Source organism: Shewanella sp. LC6 (assembly GCF_006385735.2).
GTDB lineage: Bacteria > Pseudomonadota > Gammaproteobacteria > Enterobacterales > Shewanellaceae > Shewanella > Shewanella xiamenensis.
The window spans coordinates 1522677-1540471 of the sequence record NZ_CP043902.1 but is presented as its reverse complement, the minus strand read 5'-3'; the positions used below and the strand labels follow the sequence as shown (position 1 = coordinate 1540471).

Here is a 17795-nt window from a genome sequence, read left to right as displayed (position 1 = left end):
CAATCTTGATAACGATTAAACTTCACTAATCGCAAGTACATCCGACAGTTTAAAGGCCATTCCACCCTTGAGATTTAAAATGGCGCCAGTCGCTGCAGTACCTAAAGAAACACTGGTCACATGCGCATAGGTCGATACAGCTAACGCTTGTGATTTATCATTCACCAAACCCGATGCTTTAATCGAGTAATTACCTGCAGCAACGGGTTCTCCTTTATCATTCAAACCATCCCACTTGACATCAGTGTTACCACCCTTACTACCATCAACAGTAAATGTTCTAACGACTTGCCCTTTATCATCTTCGATTCGAACATTAATGACGGGAATTTTCTCTGAAGTACTGATCACACCATTTAAGCCTGGGCTTTCTGCAGAGATATAACCCGTATCTGTCGGTAACAGCACTTTTCGCCCAACTAATCCCGATGCTTGCAAAGCTTGGCTTGATGTCATCACACTGTTTAAATTAACGATTTGATCATTTAACTTAGAAATGCCATCGACTGTAGAAAAAGATGCCATTTGTGCAATCATCTGGTCGTTATCAACGGGCTTGAAGGGATCCTGCATCGATAACTGCTGGCTGAGTAATGAGAAAAAATCCTCTTGAGTGAGCTGCTGACTCTTAGCCTCTGGAACAGCAGAACTATTCGGCAAACGTAATCCATCCAAAAATGGGTTACCTGTCGAGCTAGTCGAGGTTTTCGTGGTATTGGTTGATACCGTATTCGATTGAGTGTTTGTTTGAGTCAGCTGCGATGAGGTTTGACTCAGTTGGTTAATGAGGCTCACAACGTACCTCCTAAATAACGCATATTATTTACCCATCCCAAGTGTTTGTTGCAGCATAGATTTTGCCGCCTCAGCCACTTGAACATTCATCTGATATGAGCGAGAAGCTGAAATCATGTCAGCCATTTCTTCCATGACATTGACATTTGGTTTGTAAATAAAGCCATCAGCATCCGCCATCGGATGATCCGGCGAATACTCTTTTAATAGGGGCTTATCACTCTCGACTATGCCTTTCACCGTGACACCTTGGGAAGCTTGTTGCTGACTTTGCGCCTTGGCCATTTCTGCTTCGAAAATAGGATGACGAGAACGGTAAGTTTTATCTACACTGCTGGAGACTGAATCTGCGTTAGCAATGTTACTCGCGGTAGTATTTAGCCGCAGAGACTGGGCTGACATGCCAGACCCCGCAACATCGAAGATATTAAATAAACTCATGATTAATCCCCTCTCAGCGCTTTTTTCATACCGCTAAATTTACTGTCTAAAAACCCCAGAGACATTTGATATTCGAGAGCATTTTGCATAAATGCTGATTGCTCTTGTTGAACGTCGACAGTATTGCCATCCCCAGTATCGGGTTGATTCGGCACTCGAAATTTAACGTACTGCCCGGTTAGCTGCGCTAGCCCAAAATGCTGCTCATCAGCGGTCATCTCTAAGCTATTACGCTGTTGTTGCTGGGTTTTAGCAACATTTAAGGCGGCAGAAAAATCGACGTCACGGGCTTTATAATGTGGCGTATCAGCATTTGCGATATTGCTTGAAATCACTTCAGCCCGCTCAGCACGGATCCCCAACGTGAATTGGTGAACACCCAGTGCCTTATCAAAATTAATCGCCATAAAATTGCCTCCATCGTGTCACTCACGGGAACAAAGCAATTCATGTGCCAATACTTTTATGGGAGGTAATAAAGTTTGTGAGGGATATAGCAGATAAAAAAATTACCGAACTATGCCGGTAATTATCAATTAAAATCAAATCCTTAAGTTTTCTTTTGGTAATAAATGCCAGGGTTACAACGAACCATATCAAATTCATCAGTAAGGCCAGCAATGGATTCGGATGCGCCTAAAAAGAGGATACCTTTGGGATTTAACGCGGCAGCAAATTGCCGCAAAATTTTTGCTTTTGCCTCAGGGGCAAAATAGATCAACACATTTCGGCAAAAAATAATGTCAAACTTACCCAACAAAGTGTAACTCTCGAGCAAGTTATGAGCTCGGAAATTGACGAGACGTTTAACGTTATCTTTTATGCGCATGTTGCCAGAAGGCAAAGCATCAAAAAACTGCCGCTTACGTTCTTCAGACAATCCACGTGCTAACGCTAAACTATCATACTCAGCATTTTTACAACGCTCCAACATAGAAGGCGAAAGATCCGTTGCCTGAATCGAGGCACCACCAGGCAGCGCCCCAGGTTTTTTTTGCTGGTACTCTAATATGGTCATCGCTAAAGAATATGGCTCTTGACCCGACGAGCAAGCTGCAGACCATATTTTTAAAGGTCTACCTAACTTACTGTATTCTGGTAATAGCACATTATTAAGCAATTCAAATGGATAACGGTCACGAAACCATAAGGTTTCATTAGTGGTCATGGCATCAATAACTTCAGCTCGTAAAGCTCGTTCCGTGGGTTTCATCGAATGCTTTACCACATCGGATAACGAAGGAAGGTTATATTTGCCCATCAATGGCGCGAGACGACTACGTACGAGGTATTGTTTATTTTCACCTAGCACGATGCCGCTATGTTGTTCTAAGAACAACCTAAATTGATTATATTCTGCTTCAGCGAGTGATTTATCAGGCACATTCACGTCCTAGATCCTATAGCAAGCACCAAAATAAGTGCACAACAATCATGTAATAAGGGCTAGATTATAGCGTAAAGCTCAACTAGGCACTAACCCACACTCTCACTACAAACTTAAATGCTTGTTCACTGCCGCAGCTAATTCGTCAGGGTTAAATTTTGCGATAAAGTCATTGGCACCAACCTTTTGTACCATGGCTTGGTTAAAGACACCGCTTAATGAGGTGTGCAGTACCACCTTGATATTTTTAAGCTTAGGATCATCACGGATCTCAGCCGTTAAGGTATAACCATCCATTTCGGGCATCTCAATATCGGAGATAATGAGTGGAATTTCATCGGCAACGTTATTCATTTCACTTGCAATGGCCTTGAGCTTATCAAGTGCCTCACGACCATCTTTTGCCGTGTCAATTTGTAAATTTAACGACTCTAACGACCGAATAATTTGCTTGCGTGCCACCGCAGAATCATCAATCACCATAATATGGTAATGCTGACTTCTATCGAGAGTAAGTTGCTCATTAACCTCTTCACTAATGGCCGTTTTGACAGGTGAGATTTCATCTAAAATCTTTTCAACATCCAAGATTTCAACCAATTCACCTTCAATCTCGGTAACCGCGGTTAAATAGGAATAACGCCCAGCACCTTGCGGTGGCGGCATAATGGCTTCCCAGTTCATGTTGATAATACGTTCAACAGAACTAACCAAGAACCCCTGCACACTACGGTTATATTCCGAAATGATGATAAAGCAATTTTCAGTGCTCGCTAACGGACGCCCCCCCGTTGCCGCACTCAGATCGATAACAGAAATAGTTGTACCGCGAATATGGGCAACTCCTTTGACGTAAGGATTGAGTTTAGGCAATGTCGTTAATGGCGGGCATTGCAAAACCTCTTTCACTTTAAATACGTTTATCCCAAACCGTTGACGACCATTTAACTTAAATAGCAATAGTTCTAGCCGGTTTTGACCTACGAGTTGGGTTCGTTTGTTGACTGAATCAAGAATACTCGACATAACTCTGCCTTGTTGTTCTGTTTATGTACGGCCCTAAAACTCGTTTGAGTATAGGCATATTAATTGCTTACGTCTTGTTATCGATAAACATAGTTGAAACTAAGTCAAACTTCTGACACCAAAAATCTAAGAAAGAAGCATTGAACAGTTTCACGCTTGATAAAAGTATAGGTGTATTCTGGCGTTACAAGCTAGTCTCTTCATTATGAAAGTAAATTTAGTCTATTTTTTGAGTATTTTCGCACTTTTTCTATCCACGGCAGCTAAGGCTGAACCCGTGATACCTAGCGTATCGGCGATATCCGAATTAGCTAAAGCCCTTATTAATGAAAAGATTGCTGTACCTGCAAATGCGAAAGTCGACATTAATCCACAAACGGTCGATAACCGAATGCTGCCAGCACAGTGCACATCACCAATAAGGGTCGAATTAGCTTCAGAACGCGAAATTAGCCGTAATAACACCATAAAAGTCAGTTGTGATACCCCCGATCTCGCCTACCCTTGGCAGATTTTTATGTCTGTTAGAGTAGACATTCTTTTTCCTGTTGTGGTCGCAACCGAAACCTTAGCGCCAGGTGAATTAATCAGTCCTTCACAGGTCGAGATCCGCTATGTTGACCAAAATAGTTTGCGTGGTATGCAATTTAGCGATACTAATCAGCTTACAGGCGTTAGAGTTAAACGCCGAGTCGCGAAAAATTATCCTATTTTTGCGAACAACCTTTGCTTTGTCTGTAAAAATGACACAGTGTCGATTTATGTGCGTTCAAATAACTTCGTACTAAAAACTGTGGGAGAGGCGCTGCAAGATGGTAATATCGGCGACCAAATTCGAATCAAAAATAGCAGTTCTAACAAAGAGCTAGATGCCATAATTACGGCGATTGGCGAAGTAGAAGTTAGAATGTAAAATAAGCTAAAGCTTTTCGATAAGCTGCCGATACCCCAGTTAAGAAATCCGTATACATGACGCTGGAGCCTAAAATGGCAATTGATATTAGCAAATTTAACGCCGGAGCGGCCGCACAAGTCCGTTCAAACAGCACTAAACAAAGCAGCGAAAGCGAGAAAACCTCTCAGGTAGCGGCTAAATCAACTCAACTAAAAGGTGACTCTGTTGTCATTACGGCTCAAGCTCAACAGTTACAAGGAGCTCAAACCAAAATGGCCAGTCTACCTGAAGTCGACCAAAAGAAGGTGGCCGAAATAAAACAAGCCATTGCCGAAGGTCGTTATAAAATTGATCCCGAAAAGTTGGCTGCGAATATTGCCAGCTTCGAAGCAGAATTAAATGAGCTTAATAAAGAGTAACTATGACAGAAATAGCTAAACTGGTAGATCAACAACACGCCCATTTGGCTGTTCTTAAACAAATTATTCTTAAGGAAAAAGGCGCTTTGGTTGACCAAAACGCCGATTTCCTTTTGTCGCTTGCTGAGCAAAAATCAACATGTCTACAAGCCCTTAAAGCAAATGATGACTTGCTGGCTAGTCACAGCGATAAAGCCTTACTCACGGAGCAAGTTGAGCTATCCGATAAAATGGCAGTGATTAAAGAGGCTCTCGCGGAATGCAAAGATCTCAACGCGCAAAATGCTAGTTTGATCGAGATGAATCTTGCAAGCCTAAACCGCTTTGCACAAGCCTTGCAGGCGAGCCGAAATGCCACCACGCTGACGTATAACGATAAAGGTAAAACCTCGACAATCTCAAGCTTAGGCAATGATCTAAAAGCGTAAAGCGTTATAAGAACAAACGGATTTCTAACAAAAACCGCGCATAGTAAGCGCGGTTTTTGTTTATCGATGATCCGTACCCAAACCATCTGACATGCTTGTCTTCTGGTTGATAGGAGATGACACCTTAAAAGTAAGTGACTTCTTTAATTCTCTGTGGCCGACTCTGCTGCTGATAGATTTGCCATACCTTAGAAAAATCAAGTTCTAACTCAGTAACATAATGCTCACCTGCGGGATAACTTTTAACTACTCTTGCGCCGCGGATCACCCCAGTGACTGAAGCTTTAACATTATCATCGGTTAGCATCCAATCACTGACACTGCTGTTAGCGGTGATCTTTTGACCATATACTTGTTCAGCTAGCTCACGGTAAGCCACAATTTTGGATGCTTGCATCGCCATCAACATTCTTTGAGATTGCTCTTTCGCTGGTTGAGTCGCTAACGGGGCATAACCAATGGCCGTTAGTTTAGGGAAGCTAGATGGAGGAACATCTTCCCACTGCACATACTTGTCTCTAGAGGCACAACTTGTCAGTAGAAGCGCCGCAATCACTAACAGGTAGCGTTTCATTTTCCATCTCCTAATACACGCACTTCATTCATACCGGGAGCCGACTGACGATATAAAATCCCATCGTGGGAGATCACTTGCTCAGAGGGCTGCATATAATTGCTTAATTCTTTTTGTGTCACAAAGGTCTGTGAAGCTGACACCACTCGGTTGTTACTTAAGGTAACGATTCGAGTATTAATGGCTAAGCCATTGGTCGTCGGGCTCATTGTGGATACCACAATATGGTCAACAGGCAAATTAGTAGACAATTTTTGCCAGTCACGCGTCAAAATAAAATCGCCCTCACCAGTAACACGCAGTCCATCAGCGAGATTTAACTCCACCACATTAAATTGAAAACTGTGCAACGATGCCATGAGTCCCTGCTGCAATTGCAGCGCAACCGCATTCGTACTCGTCATGTCGCCAACTAATACTGGTGTAGTTACAACAATAGGTTGATCAGGACGCAATGCATCATTTTGCTTGACTAGCTCAGTCACAATACGCTGCGCTAAATGATTAATCACCGCTGTCGGCGGCAAACCATTGCCATCAACTAGGCTAGGTTTGGGCGGTACAACGGGTTTCGTCGTACAACCTACCAGCACCACAAGTGCCAGAGGAATAAATGCACGCTTCAGCATTGGAATAACCTCATCGTCTAAATCAATGCGACTCACATGAAGTCGCGGTCTTTGGCGTAAATCAAGCAAATATTAGACCAAGTCAAAATATTGCGCTTAATGAACTCTTCAGATTATCGACAAATCCATTGATAACTTTATCCCTAGACCACGATAAATCAGGCATACAATTTGCTTAGAGCAATAAAGTACTGCCAGTAAACTGACTCATCCCAGCAATTTTAGTTAAGGGCTTATTGATGAACATACTAAGAAAGAACTTGCTCATAATCAGCAGCCTACTGCTATTTGCTGCACAGACAAACGCCGAATGGGTCGAGGCCAGTGGAGAAGCGGTGATCACCAATGGCAACATCGCCCAAGCACGTGAAGAAGCCATCAATCAAGCGGTGAGTTATGCCACGCTCAGTACCGGTATCCAAATCACCAGCGAGCAGCAAACGACTAACGGCAACTTAACGCAAAACAGCTTTGCGATTAATCGTTATGCCCAGGCGATTAGCATTCAATTGGTGAGCGAGCGTATTCAAGGCAATAAAATCTATGTATCCCTCAGGCTAGATCTCAATGATGACCCAACCCAGCAATGCCCGGCAGGCCAATTAAAGGCCGCCATCTTAATTCCCCAAGCGCAAATAAAAGACCGAGCACAGTTACGCTACGGACAATTATCGGGATTTGAAGAAGTCATCTCCGAGAAACTGAGTAATAGTATTGATGGCTACTCATCTACTGGTTTTAGCCATATCCATGCCAAAGAACGGCTTGATATTGCACAGGAACTCGTCGATATCCGCGGCTATCGACTCCCCAGTTGGTTGAGTGAAATCACCGATAGCCAATATATTTTATTGCCACAAATCATCGATATATCGACTGAGCCTGTGCAATCAACCTTTATGGGATGGTGGGATGAAGCACCACTCAGACAATTCCAATTTAAACTCAGCCTCTTTCACGGCATTAGCGGCGAGGAAGTGTGGAGCAAAACCTACAGTACCTCTGCCCCGTGGGAGTTTGAAGAACAGGCCATCATAGCCCCTAATAGTGACCGATTTTGGCGTTCATCCTATGGCAGAAATATCAGCCAAATCATGCAAGAAGCAACCCGAGATATAGACAAGACGCTCAATTGCAGACCACTGTTAGGGCAAGTTGTCAGCCGTCAAGGCGATAGAATTATCCTCAACTTAGGTCGCAAACACGGCATTCGAGTTGGCGATAAATTCCAGGTCGTGTTACAACAAAACTTGCCCGATAGACTCAACGAAATGCGTGCCGTCGCCACCAAGAGCCGAGCAACGGTAAAAATCGAACAAGTCAGCGAAGAAAGTGCAACTGCGGTCCTCGTTGACCAAAATGCGGCTTACAATGTACAGATAAACGACATCGCGCTTAAGATTTAAGCAACTAAATCATAAGCCTTTTAATCAAAGATAAAACCAGTATAATCACCAGCGTCTCTTCATAGCTCAACAGGATAGAGCAGCCGCCTCCTAAGCGGCCGATCGGGGTTCGAGTCCCTGTGGAGAGACCAGATAGTGATGTCGGTAATATCAACACGAAAGCTTCCGAGGAAACGGAATGACTGAACTATTTACCACTAATCTGAATATTATCGCTAAACGCTGGCCAATTGTGGCTGCAGCGATAAAAAGCCAATCAATTGACCATCTTGATGCGCACTTAGTCCAAGGCCAAAACCAAACTATCAGTGTTAATGGCATTCAGCTCAGCAGTCGCCATGACCGTATCGCTGAAGCACAGCTGTTTATTAGTACCCTTCCCTCAAATGTTCACCAAGTCACGGTTTATGGGGTAGGAATGGGAGATGTGCCGAGTCTATTAACGGATAATTCGCAATATCAAAAAATCGAAGTTTGCATTTTAAACTTAGCCGTATTCGCATTACTGCTTTGTTACACCGATCAGAGGGAATGGCTCAGTCATCCGAATGTGAACTTGTATGAGCAAGCAGGAAAAACTCTAAGTTTTCCTTATATTGCAATCACACCAGAACTCAATTTAGTTAGCAATGAAAATGCTATTATTCGAGATTTAATTGTATATGAGCTAAATCGTAATTATGCTAATCAGCAACACCTTAATAACGACAAAGTTGAGTTTCGATTTAACAGTAATTCAAAAAATATTGAAAATGATCCAAGTGCAGACTTGCTTATACAGTATTATAAGAAACCTCGGTGTCATGTTATAGCCTCAGGCCCAACACTAGAAGATCACTATGATTTTTTGCTAAAACAGCGACAGTTACCAGACAACACAAGACCATTAATGATTGCTGCCGACACTTCATTAAAAGGGTTAGTAAATCATGGCATCTATCCAGATATTGTTGTTAGTATTGATATAAATATTCGTCTAGACCATATGCCTATTGAGGATACAGAAAATATTTCATTAGTGTATTTTCCAACTATATCACCTGACATTATTAGAGAATGGAGGGGAACTAGATATTGTGCATATTCAAAACATGCTAGATACGATACTCTATCAAACTACCAACCAAAATTGCGCTTATATACTAATGGTAGTGTAATTCACCCTATTATAGATCTAGCAGCTTATTTAGGTGCTTATGAGATATCCATGTTTGGTTGTGACTTTTGTTATGCAAAGAATAAAACTCATGCATTCTGGCCTGATGGTTCTTTGGGACCAAAAATAAATAATGCCAAACATTGGGTCCTTAATGGACGTGGTGATAGAGTGGAAACTGATTTAAACTTTAGAGGATATTTGAGAAGCTTAGAACGCTATATAAAAATTAAACCTAACATAAAATTTTATCAATCCTCGCTAGATGGCGCCAGAATACTAGGAGCGCAGTACAAGGACTTCACAAATGAATAAGAATGTTGAAATAACTCTGCTAATAAATGACTTACTAATCACATCAAAACATCTTAGGCTAGGGGAAGAAGCTCAAGGAGCTAAGCATCTTCGAATGTGTCTTGATAAACTAGAGACTATTATCAGTACTGACATGGAGAAAAGCAGAATCGCATCTTTATTACCTCAAATGTTGTCTGCACATGAAAGATCAGATTGGTTGTCACTGGCTGATTATCTAGAGTTTGAAATCCCCGATATGCTAACTAACATATCTTAATGGAGCATTATTTACAAATTAGAGTTGAGCGATAGGTCTATTAAAGTACAAACGGATAATTTATCTAAAGTCAATGCAACACTTCCCCAGGACCAGCCTACACCAAACCCCGAAAGAACTAGTTTATTTTTTCGGGTAAGCAGCTCTTCAGAAAGAGACAAGCATAAGGCTAATGGGATCGATGCAGAACTCGTATTACCCACTTTTCGCATAGATATAATCACTTGCTCTTCGGCGAATCCGACTTTATCACCTAATCGCTTTAACATCATTTCATTTGCTTGGTGCATTACGCAGAAATCAACTTCATTCACTTGCCATTTTTTTTCAAATAAGCATGATTGAATTGATTTTGGAACCTCTCTTAGGGTAAATACAAAAACTTGCATACCATCCATAAACAGTTCGAATTTTTCATCAGGTTTTTTTGCGCCTCCGAAAGGCTGAATCAGATAAGGAGTGCCAGCACCATCAGTTCCAAGGGAAAAAACCATGTCATCACAATCTTTGCAATTCTCAATCGCAATCGCACTAACAGCATCTCCAAACAGTGCAGAAACTGAACGATTATTTTCACTATATTGTTGACTGGTTGTATCACCGACAACAAGTAAAGCTTTGCTCCGCGGTAAAGTATTTAATAGCTGTGATATTTGCCACAGTCCATATACAAAACCGGAACATCCCAAATTAATATCAAAAGCCAAAGTGTTTTTATCTAAACCAAGTCTATGCTGGAGTTGCACAGCATTACCAGGCAAAGGATAATCCGGCGTTTGAGTGACAAAAAGAAGAATAGCGATGTCATCCTCAGCCCAATCCATACTGCTTAGAAGTAACTCACAAGCCTTAGTGGCAAGATCTAGGGCAGTTTGCCCCTGACTGACAACACGTTTCGATTCAATCCCCGTAGCAGCAACAATACGCGCCATTTCTTGCGAGTCTTGAGAAGAAACGGCGTCTCGGTTCAACTTTTCTATTTCGGGTAGCACAGATACTATTCCAGAGATAGTAACATTTTCAACTCGAGTGACTGTCATCTGTATTCCTAAAATTTGCCTTATAAGCAAGAAGTTAGAGTGTTTCCAAAACAAGTTTGGTACTTTCAAGCTATATTATTCAATGTTATAGTTAAAACCAATACCCATTCTTACTTCAACAAGGTTATTTATGGAAGCCGTGATCAAATCAGTCAAAATTGCAGGAATGCAAGCTGCCGTGCCTCCCCATAGGCATTCCTATGTTGAAACTCCAGAGATCTTTACTCAAGAAGAAGCAGATAAAATATATGCTAGCACAGGGATACATAGTCGCCGGATTTTACCTCCACATCTTTGTGCATCTGATATGTGTATTGCTGCCGCAGAGGTTTTACTTCAACGCTTGAACTGGTCACCAGAATCGGTGGATGTTCTCATTTACGTATCGCAAGATGCCGACTATGCGCTTCCCTCAACAGCCTGCTTAATTCAAAACAGATTAGGACTTCCAACTTCTTCTGCATGCCTTGATGTTAGTTTAGGTTGTTCTGGTTTTGTCTATGGAACTTGGATCGCTAGTCAGTTACTAAACAGCTCAAATGGTAAGCGTGCTTTAGTACTTTGTGGAGATACATCAAGCCGACACCTACTCCCTGAAGATCGCGGTACGCTTCCTTTGTTTGGTGATGCAGGAGTAGCTACTGCTCTTGAATATGATGAGAATTGGCCTAATTCATATGCGATTTTTGGGACAGATGGCACTGGTGGACAGCATATTGCCGTAAAAGCGGGCGGGAGGCGTAATCCTACCATACCAGAATTAACGCCAAGATCAGAAGAAGAAGAAAAACGACTCTATAATGACTCTCGTCTATATCTTAATGGAGCGGCTGTATTTTCATTCACATTGAAAGTCGTACCTCAACTCGTAAAAGATACTCTTAGATTAGCCAATCTAATAGTTGATGAGCTTGATATGGTTGTTATGCATCAAGCCAACCAGTTTATCCTCGAACACCTCAGAAAAAAATCAAAAATCCAGGGTGATAAGTATCTCATAGATATGAAAGATTTTGGCAATACTTCAAGTGCATCAGTGCCATTAGCCATATGTCATAAGCTTCAACATTTTTTTGATAATCAAACTAAAAAGGTAATGTTAGGAGGATTTGGTGTTGGTTGGTCTTGGGGAGCAATAATCACGGATATAGGCCCCATTGTGTCGCCAGAAATAATTGAAATTGAAGATGATTTCGAGCCACTTTCTTTGGTGCAACAATAAAAATGAATATGAAGAATAAGCAATACCTAGTTACAGGCGCAGCAATTGACTCTGAAATAGGCTTTGCCATCTGCCAAAAATTGGATGCTGAAGGTGCTAAACTAATTCTTGTAGGTCGTAGAGAAGAGCCCTTACAACAAACAAAAGCACAATTAGGCAACGAGCATTATGTGATTCCGTTCGATCTGAGCCAACTGGATCATATCAATTCTCTCGCGATGACAATAGTTGAAAAATATGGACCGATCGATGGGTTTATTCACAATGCTAGTTTTCAAGGATACAGTCCGCTTCGAAATATTTCCCCAAAACAGATCAGAGATTATTTCGACATTAACTTTTCCGCAGCAGTCATGCTTACAGCCGCTTTTTCTCGGCAAAAACACTTTGTGCCAGGGGCAAGCTTTGTTTATATTGGATCAGCAGCGGGTCAACGAGGGTTAAAAGCACGCACTTTATATGCAGCATCAAAAGCAGCACTTACCTCACTGACCAAATCGGCAGCATTAGAACTTGCATCAAAATCAATAAGGGTTAATTGTGTTGCTCCAGCAATTGTAAAAGGAGCAAAATCAAATAAGCAATTTTTAACAATTGGAGAACAGCAAACATCAATGCTTCTCGCTTCACATCCGCTAGGTTTAAGTGAACCGGAGGATGTTGCTAACTGCGTATATTTTTTATTAAGTGATATGAGTAACAAGATTACGGGAAGTACTCTCGCGGTAGACGGTGGCTTTCTTGCTGGCTAAACCTCTATGTGTTTTTTATGGTAATAGTAGCCATAAAATTGGTGCTGGGCATATCATGCGCTTATTTGCACTTGCTCAAGCTGCTAAAGCTTATTTCCAAATACTTTTTATCTATAAAACCTGTCCAGATGCTTTATTAGATAAACTTAAAGAAGAAGGATTCTCAACCCGAATTCTTTCCTCGCCGCTTGCTTTTAACGAGTTATCATCCTTTTCTGCGTCCGTTATCTTTATAGACGATTATGATCTAACATCAGGTGAATGGCACACATTAGAACAGCTAAAATTATTTAAAGTTAAGCTTGATGATGGACTAGACTGCTCAAAGTATTTTGTTGACCTAGTGATAAATCCTGCACCAAATGCCAATTTAGAAAGTTACGCCAAACGTTTTCCATCTTCCCAATTTTGTTTAGGTCCAAAATATACATATCTTAGAAAAGAGTTCTCAATATGTTCTTTTAAACCACTCAATGAAAGAAAAAATATACTTATTACATTAGGTGGTACTGATAGTAAATCCCTCGCGTACCCTTTATCAAAGAGTTTGCTATCCCGTCTTTCAGGGACAACAATTCAACTACTATTAGGAAAACAGCATCAAGATCAGTTAAATTTAGAACAATTACAACAACAATATAGCAATTTTAGCTTAATTTATAATCCAGCATCTGTAGCAAGTATCATGGTAGAAGCCGGATTAGCGATATCAGCTGCAGGGGGGACTCTTGGAGAGCTGGCATCGATGGGAGTTCCGACAATCGCATTGATAACTGTAGATAATCAAACACCTGCATTAGAGTCGCCGTTAAACAACACTTGGTATTTTGCTATCGATCTCAGATCTGCCTGTACGTCGGAAGTAAAATGCAAAAGAACATTTTCTTTGCTTGACAAAGTATCTGAAGAAGCCACCAATCTCTGGCATGATATATGCAAAAGAGAACGTATGAGTGAGCAAGCTCGCCAATTAATTGACTCGAAAGGCTGCCAACGTATTATCCAGAAGCTACTTATTGGCTTAAAAACTGAGCAGGAACAACAATGATTACTACGGAATCACTACATCCAGTATATTACTACGCCACGAATACATTTGAACAAGAAAAGTTCGCAGTATTCGAGAATAATTGGATTTTTGTTGGCTTTAGAGATGAACTATCAAAAAATAATGATTTCATCACGATTACAATTGGTAATACGCCGATTCTTGTTCAAAACTTCAATGGCGAACTTTCTGCACTATTGAATATATGCAGTCACAGAAAAGCTAAACTTCAGCAAGAAAAAAAAGGTAACCGCTCGCTAATATGCCCATATCATTGCTGGAGTTACAAAAGCAATGGAGCATTAGCCGGTGTTCCACAAAATAAAACAGATTTTGGGTTAAATGAGGCAACAAAAAAACATTTATCTCTAAAAAAATTCGCGCTCGAGCGTTGTGGTGAACTGCTTTTCGTTAGAGTAAGTCAAACTGGTCCCTCTTTATCAGAATTTTTAGGACCGTACTTTTCTATATTAGAAACAATATCAACAGATTTTAATGATCATATTCAAGAAGGCATTTATAGCTGGAAAACGAACTGGAAATTAGCTTGCGAGACTGTTTTAGAAGTTTATCATGTTGCAGGTACTCATCCAGAAACTTTTGCAAAATTTGCTAGAGCAGAATGTGAAATTCATTATTTCAACGGGCATACCACAGGCAATACGCCGTTACAAGAAGCGACCCATAAATGGTGGAATGGCGCGAGAAAACATTTGAAAATTAACCCACATGATAAATTTGATGAGTATAATCATTTTTTTATTTACCCGAATCTTGCCATTGGGTTAACAAATGGTTCACTCATGTCATTACAAACTTATGAACCTGTAGATTCAGTAACGACCCTTTTAAATTTCCGTTTGAGGATGATAAATCCACCAAGCGAAATTAAATCAAGTGAAGCATTAAAAGCTGCAGTTTGTATGAACTTCACAAAATTTAATCATACTATTTTAGAAGAAGACAGAATTGTAGCTGAATCTTGCCAAAGCAATATGACCTGTAATAATACTCCAGGCTTACTCGGTAAATGCGAAGATCGAATCCGTTACTTTCATAGTGCTTGGAGGGAGGATATAAATAAACCTACTGGAATTATAAAGCATGTTTAAGCCAAGTATATTCATTCAAGGCAGAGAAATCTGTTCTCTTAAACCACCTTATGTGATTGCCGAATTATCAGGTAATCATAAAGGAGATCTATCTCAAGCACTTACCATGATAGATAGGGCTGCCTCAACAGGTGTAGATGCTATCAAGATTCAAACCTATAGTGCTGAAACAATAACACTTAACCACAATGGCCCTGAATTTAGGTTAGAAGGTGGGCTTTGGGCGGGTCGTACTCTCTATGATTTATACCAAGAAGCTCACACACCATGGGAATGGCATGAAGAATTGTTTCAGCGAGCAAAAAAAAATAACATAACGTTATTTTCATCTCCATTTGATAAGACTGCCATTGACTTACTTGAATCACTTAACTGCCCTGCATATAAAGTTGCATCATTTGAAATTAATGACATTGGATTAATCACTGCTATAGCCAAAACAGGTAAACCAATAATTATGTCAACGGGGCTTGCTACACTAGAAGAGATCAATGAGGCCGTAACCGCCATTGCGAATGCTGGAGGCACTCAACTTGCTTTATTACACTGTATTAGTGGGTACCCAACTCCAATCGAAGATTGTAACTTGAGAACCATTTCCGATTTATGTCAAAGATTCGACTTCCCTATTGGTCTAAGTGATCACACGGTCGACAATACTGCCGCAATTACAGCAGTAGCTCTAGGTGCATCTATCATAGAAAAGCATTTTACACTTGATAAAACAGATGGTTCAGTTGATGCTGCTTTTTCGCTAGAACCAGATGAGTTTATTCTACTTAAGCAGGAAACCACTAAAGCCTATAGCGCTCTTGGGATGGCAGGTTATGATATAAAACCCAGTGAGCAAGGAGGACGCGAGTACAGACGTTCATTATATGTTTGCAAAAATATCAAAAAAGGCGAGATATTTACTGAACAAAATGTTCGCTCAGTACGTCCGGCAAAGGGATTACATACTCGTTATTTGCCACAGGTTTTAGGACAACAGGCCGTAATGGATATCCCTTTTGGTACAGCGCTATCGGAACAACACCTAAGCATTCCTCTTAAAAAGGCACCTTAAAATGCCAAAAGTGATATGTATAAGCCAAGCAAGAATGGGTTCTAGTCGATTACCTGGCAAAGTGTTAGCGATGATCAATGGTAAACCAATGCTCGAATATCATGTTTCACGAGTGCATGAATCTACACTCATTGATCATCATATAATTGCCACAACGGATAGTGAACGTGATCACCCTATTGTCGATTTTTGTATAGAGAATAATCATCTTTTCTTTTGTGGAAACGAAGACGATGTGCTTTCGCGATTTTATCTGGCAGCGCTTCAGTTAAATGCTCAACCTGAAGATATTATTATTAGATTAACAGCTGACTGCCCACTTGTTTCGGGACAACTAATCGACGAAACAGTGTTGATGCATATGAAAGGCGCTAGCAATCAATACACACATGTTAGCTTAGATTACTTCCCTCGTGGCTTTGACGTTGAAGTCTTCAGTATGGAGAATCTCACTAAGGCGTATAACTTTGCAACTAAACCAGCAGAGCGAGAACATGTAACGCTATACCTATACAGTCAACCCAACATGACGATAGTACCGATTGAGTCAGGTAACGTAAAATGGAGCCAATACCGTCTCTGTGTAGACGAAGCAGATGATTTAGAGCTAATAAATCAATTAATCAATAAGTTAGGCAAAGACTGGTTGCATTCGAGCTCTGAGAAGATCTGTAATTTATTAGCCTCGCACCCAGAAATAGCCTTGCTAAACTCTGGTGTAATACAAAAAACAGTCCATTAAACTCAAAAGTTTTGGTTTTAGGCCGATAGAAAAATATTCTCCTATATAAAGCAACAGAAGGTAAATACTATGAACAAGCAAGAATTTTTAAATCAACTTGAAGAAATTTTAGAACTAGACACCAATACACTTAAAGGAAATGAAGTATTACTGGATATAGAACAATGGGATTCATTAGCATTTTTAAGCATTATCGCCATGGCAGATGAACATTTTGACATTGTCATTCAGGGTGACAAATTGGAACAAATCAAGACTGTAGATGATCTTGTTGCACTAGTACAAGAGCATCTCTCTGTTTAAGGTTTATAGCCATGACGTTAAACAATCCCATGGATTTAAGTGGGAAACGTATTTTAGTCACAGGAGCATCCAAAGGAATTGGTCGTGCCTGTGCTATATTACTATCCCAACTTGGCGCTCGAGTTGTTCTCAATGGACGCCAAGTTGAGCAACTTAATCAAACCCTAGCGTTAATGTCAGGCGAAGGCCATTCAATTGCAGTGTTTGATATGGCAAAAACCGACGAGCTATATGACTGGTTTAAATCTTTAACTAAAACCGAAGGTTACTTTGATAGTTTTGTGCACTGCGCAGGAATTCAAGAAACAAAACCGATACGCCTATTCGACCAAGCATTTTTTGACCAAACTATGCACGTAAATCTTGCCAGTGCTATGGCTATTGCCAAAGGATTTCGCACGAAGCGTGATAGAAGCAAACAGGGTTCTATCGTGTTTGTATCATCTATAGCAGGCCTTATTGGCCAGACTGGTAATACAATCTACGGAGCGAGTAAAGCGGGTTTAATGTCACTTACGCGTGGATTAGCAATGGAATTACTTAGAGATAATATTAGAGTTAACTGTGTTGCTCCTGCATTAATAGCCACTGAAATGGCACAGCGAACTAAAGAGAGTATGACTGAATCTCAATTCCAACATATGTTAGACCAACATCCGATGGGTATTGGACAACCAGAAGACGTAGCGAATGCTGTCGCCTTTCTGATAAGTGATGCGGCAAAATGGATTAATGCGATAACATTGCCGGTAGAGGGTGGTTATCTTGCAAACTAAGAAG

The 17795-nt window shown here is 40.8% G+C and carries 22 protein-coding genes and 1 tRNA gene; 15 read left to right on the top strand and 8 right to left on the bottom strand.

Annotated elements, in window-relative coordinates; genetic code table 11:
- Window positions 1–15 precede the first annotated feature (15 nt).
- The 5 genes from flgD to FJD32_RS06915 form a co-directional block, all read right to left on the bottom strand.
- Complete coding sequence (gene flgD / locus FJD32_RS06935; RefSeq protein ID WP_037420602.1) at window positions 16–795, bottom strand: flagellar hook assembly protein FlgD; 780 nt, start codon at window positions 793–795, stop codon at window positions 16–18.
- Between the two features lie 24 nt (window positions 796–819).
- Window positions 820–1236 carry a flagellar basal body rod protein FlgC gene (gene flgC / locus FJD32_RS06930; protein ID WP_011716396.1) on the bottom strand — a complete coding sequence of 139 codons (417 nt, stop codon included), beginning with the start codon at window positions 1234–1236 and terminating at the stop codon, window positions 820–822.
- A gap of 2 nt (window positions 1237–1238) precedes the next feature.
- Window positions 1239–1643 (bottom strand): flagellar basal body rod protein FlgB, encoded by a 405-nt coding sequence (gene flgB, locus FJD32_RS06925; RefSeq protein WP_037424822.1) that lies wholly within the window; start codon window positions 1641–1643, stop codon window positions 1239–1241.
- A gap of 143 nt (window positions 1644–1786) precedes the next feature.
- The gene (locus FJD32_RS06920) at window positions 1787–2626 is read right to left on the bottom strand and encodes a protein-glutamate O-methyltransferase CheR (RefSeq protein WP_037420607.1); all 840 of its coding nucleotides are present in this window, start codon (window positions 2624–2626) and stop codon (window positions 1787–1789) included.
- 102 nt (window positions 2627–2728) lie between these two features.
- Complete coding sequence (locus tag FJD32_RS06915) at window positions 2729–3649, bottom strand: chemotaxis protein CheV (protein ID WP_037420608.1); 921 nt, start codon at window positions 3647–3649, stop codon at window positions 2729–2731.
- Window positions 3650–3854: 205 nt separating this feature from the next.
- On the opposite strand from FJD32_RS06915, the gene flgA reads away from it, so the two are divergent.
- The 3 genes from flgA to FJD32_RS06900 all read left to right on the top strand — a co-directional run bounded on the left by flgA (window position 3855) and on the right by FJD32_RS06900 (window position 5391).
- Complete coding sequence (flgA, locus tag FJD32_RS06910) at window positions 3855–4562, top strand: flagellar basal body P-ring formation chaperone FlgA (RefSeq protein ID WP_037420610.1); 708 nt, start codon at window positions 3855–3857, stop codon at window positions 4560–4562.
- A gap of 74 nt (window positions 4563–4636) precedes the next feature.
- Window positions 4637–4963, top strand: a complete 327-nt coding sequence (gene flgM / locus FJD32_RS06905) for a flagellar biosynthesis anti-sigma factor FlgM (RefSeq protein ID WP_037420613.1) — start codon at window positions 4637–4639, stop codon at window positions 4961–4963.
- A gap of 2 nt (window positions 4964–4965) precedes the next feature.
- Window positions 4966–5391: a flagellar protein FlgN gene (locus FJD32_RS06900; RefSeq protein WP_055647447.1), complete on the top strand. Its 426-nt coding sequence runs from the start codon at window positions 4966–4968 to the stop codon at window positions 5389–5391.
- 124 nt (window positions 5392–5515) lie between these two features.
- On the opposite strand, the gene FJD32_RS06895 is transcribed toward FJD32_RS06900, so the two are convergent.
- Window positions 5516–5965, bottom strand: coding sequence for an LPP20 family lipoprotein (locus FJD32_RS06895; RefSeq protein WP_037420620.1), 450 nt, complete (start codon window positions 5963–5965; stop codon window positions 5516–5518).
- A complete protein-coding gene (locus FJD32_RS06890; RefSeq protein WP_069455311.1) occupies window positions 5962–6594 on the bottom strand; it encodes a FlgO family outer membrane protein in 633 nt (210 codons plus the stop codon). Before FJD32_RS06890 ends, FJD32_RS06895 begins: the two co-directional genes overlap by 4 nt.
- A gap of 239 nt (window positions 6595–6833) precedes the next feature.
- Between FJD32_RS06890 and FJD32_RS06885 the strand changes: the two genes are divergently transcribed.
- From FJD32_RS06885 to FJD32_RS06870, 4 genes are all read left to right on the top strand, one after another.
- Complete coding sequence (locus FJD32_RS06885) at window positions 6834–8000, top strand: flagellar assembly protein FlgT (protein WP_069453240.1); 1167 nt, start codon at window positions 6834–6836, stop codon at window positions 7998–8000.
- A gap of 55 nt (window positions 8001–8055) precedes the next feature.
- Window positions 8056–8131 (top strand) — tRNA-Arg (locus FJD32_RS06880).
- 47 nt (window positions 8132–8178) lie between these two features.
- Entirely contained in the window at window positions 8179–9471 is a 1293-nt protein-coding gene (locus FJD32_RS06875) for a 6-hydroxymethylpterin diphosphokinase MptE-like protein (protein ID WP_069453241.1), read from the top strand.
- Window positions 9464–9730 carry a hypothetical protein gene (locus FJD32_RS06870; protein WP_080612471.1) on the top strand — a complete coding sequence of 89 codons (267 nt, stop codon included), beginning with the start codon at window positions 9464–9466 and terminating at the stop codon, window positions 9728–9730. Before FJD32_RS06875 ends, FJD32_RS06870 begins: the two co-directional genes overlap by 8 nt.
- 11 nt (window positions 9731–9741) lie before the next feature.
- Here the strand turns inward: FJD32_RS06870 and FJD32_RS06865 are convergent, their stop codons facing one another.
- Window positions 9742–10770 (bottom strand): ketoacyl-ACP synthase III, encoded by a 1029-nt coding sequence (locus FJD32_RS06865; protein WP_069453242.1) that lies wholly within the window; start codon window positions 10768–10770, stop codon window positions 9742–9744.
- A 130-nt stretch (window positions 10771–10900) separates the two neighbouring features.
- Between FJD32_RS06865 and FJD32_RS06860 the strand changes: the two genes are divergently transcribed.
- The 8 genes from FJD32_RS06860 to FJD32_RS06825 all read left to right on the top strand — a co-directional run bounded on the left by FJD32_RS06860 (window position 10901) and on the right by FJD32_RS06825 (window position 17791).
- Window positions 10901–11992 carry a ketoacyl-ACP synthase III gene (locus tag FJD32_RS06860; protein ID WP_069453243.1) on the top strand — a complete coding sequence of 364 codons (1092 nt, stop codon included), beginning with the start codon at window positions 10901–10903 and terminating at the stop codon, window positions 11990–11992.
- Between the two features lie 2 nt (window positions 11993–11994).
- Window positions 11995–12744, top strand: a complete 750-nt coding sequence (locus FJD32_RS06855) for an SDR family oxidoreductase (protein ID WP_069453244.1) — start codon at window positions 11995–11997, stop codon at window positions 12742–12744.
- Entirely contained in the window at window positions 12734–13792 is a 1059-nt protein-coding gene (locus tag FJD32_RS06850) for a hypothetical protein (protein WP_069453245.1), read from the top strand. The genes FJD32_RS06855 and FJD32_RS06850 overlap by 11 nt, the downstream gene beginning before the upstream one ends.
- Complete coding sequence (locus FJD32_RS06845; RefSeq protein ID WP_069453246.1) at window positions 13789–14904, top strand: aromatic ring-hydroxylating dioxygenase subunit alpha; 1116 nt, start codon at window positions 13789–13791, stop codon at window positions 14902–14904. The genes FJD32_RS06850 and FJD32_RS06845 overlap by 4 nt, the downstream gene beginning before the upstream one ends.
- Window positions 14897–15970 (top strand): pseudaminic acid synthase, encoded by a 1074-nt coding sequence (gene pseI, locus FJD32_RS06840; protein ID WP_069453247.1) that lies wholly within the window; start codon window positions 14897–14899, stop codon window positions 15968–15970. The genes FJD32_RS06845 and pseI overlap by 8 nt, the downstream gene beginning before the upstream one ends.
- A gap of 1 nt (window position 15971) precedes the next feature.
- Window positions 15972–16712, top strand: a complete 741-nt coding sequence (locus tag FJD32_RS06835) for a glycosyltransferase family protein (RefSeq protein WP_069453248.1) — start codon at window positions 15972–15974, stop codon at window positions 16710–16712.
- Between the two features lie 69 nt (window positions 16713–16781).
- Window positions 16782–17015 carry an acyl carrier protein gene (locus FJD32_RS06830; protein WP_023267093.1) on the top strand — a complete coding sequence of 78 codons (234 nt, stop codon included), beginning with the start codon at window positions 16782–16784 and terminating at the stop codon, window positions 17013–17015.
- An 11-nt stretch (window positions 17016–17026) separates the two neighbouring features.
- Window positions 17027–17791: an SDR family oxidoreductase gene (locus tag FJD32_RS06825; RefSeq protein ID WP_069453249.1), complete on the top strand. Its 765-nt coding sequence runs from the start codon at window positions 17027–17029 to the stop codon at window positions 17789–17791.
- Window positions 17792–17795 lie beyond the last annotated feature (4 nt).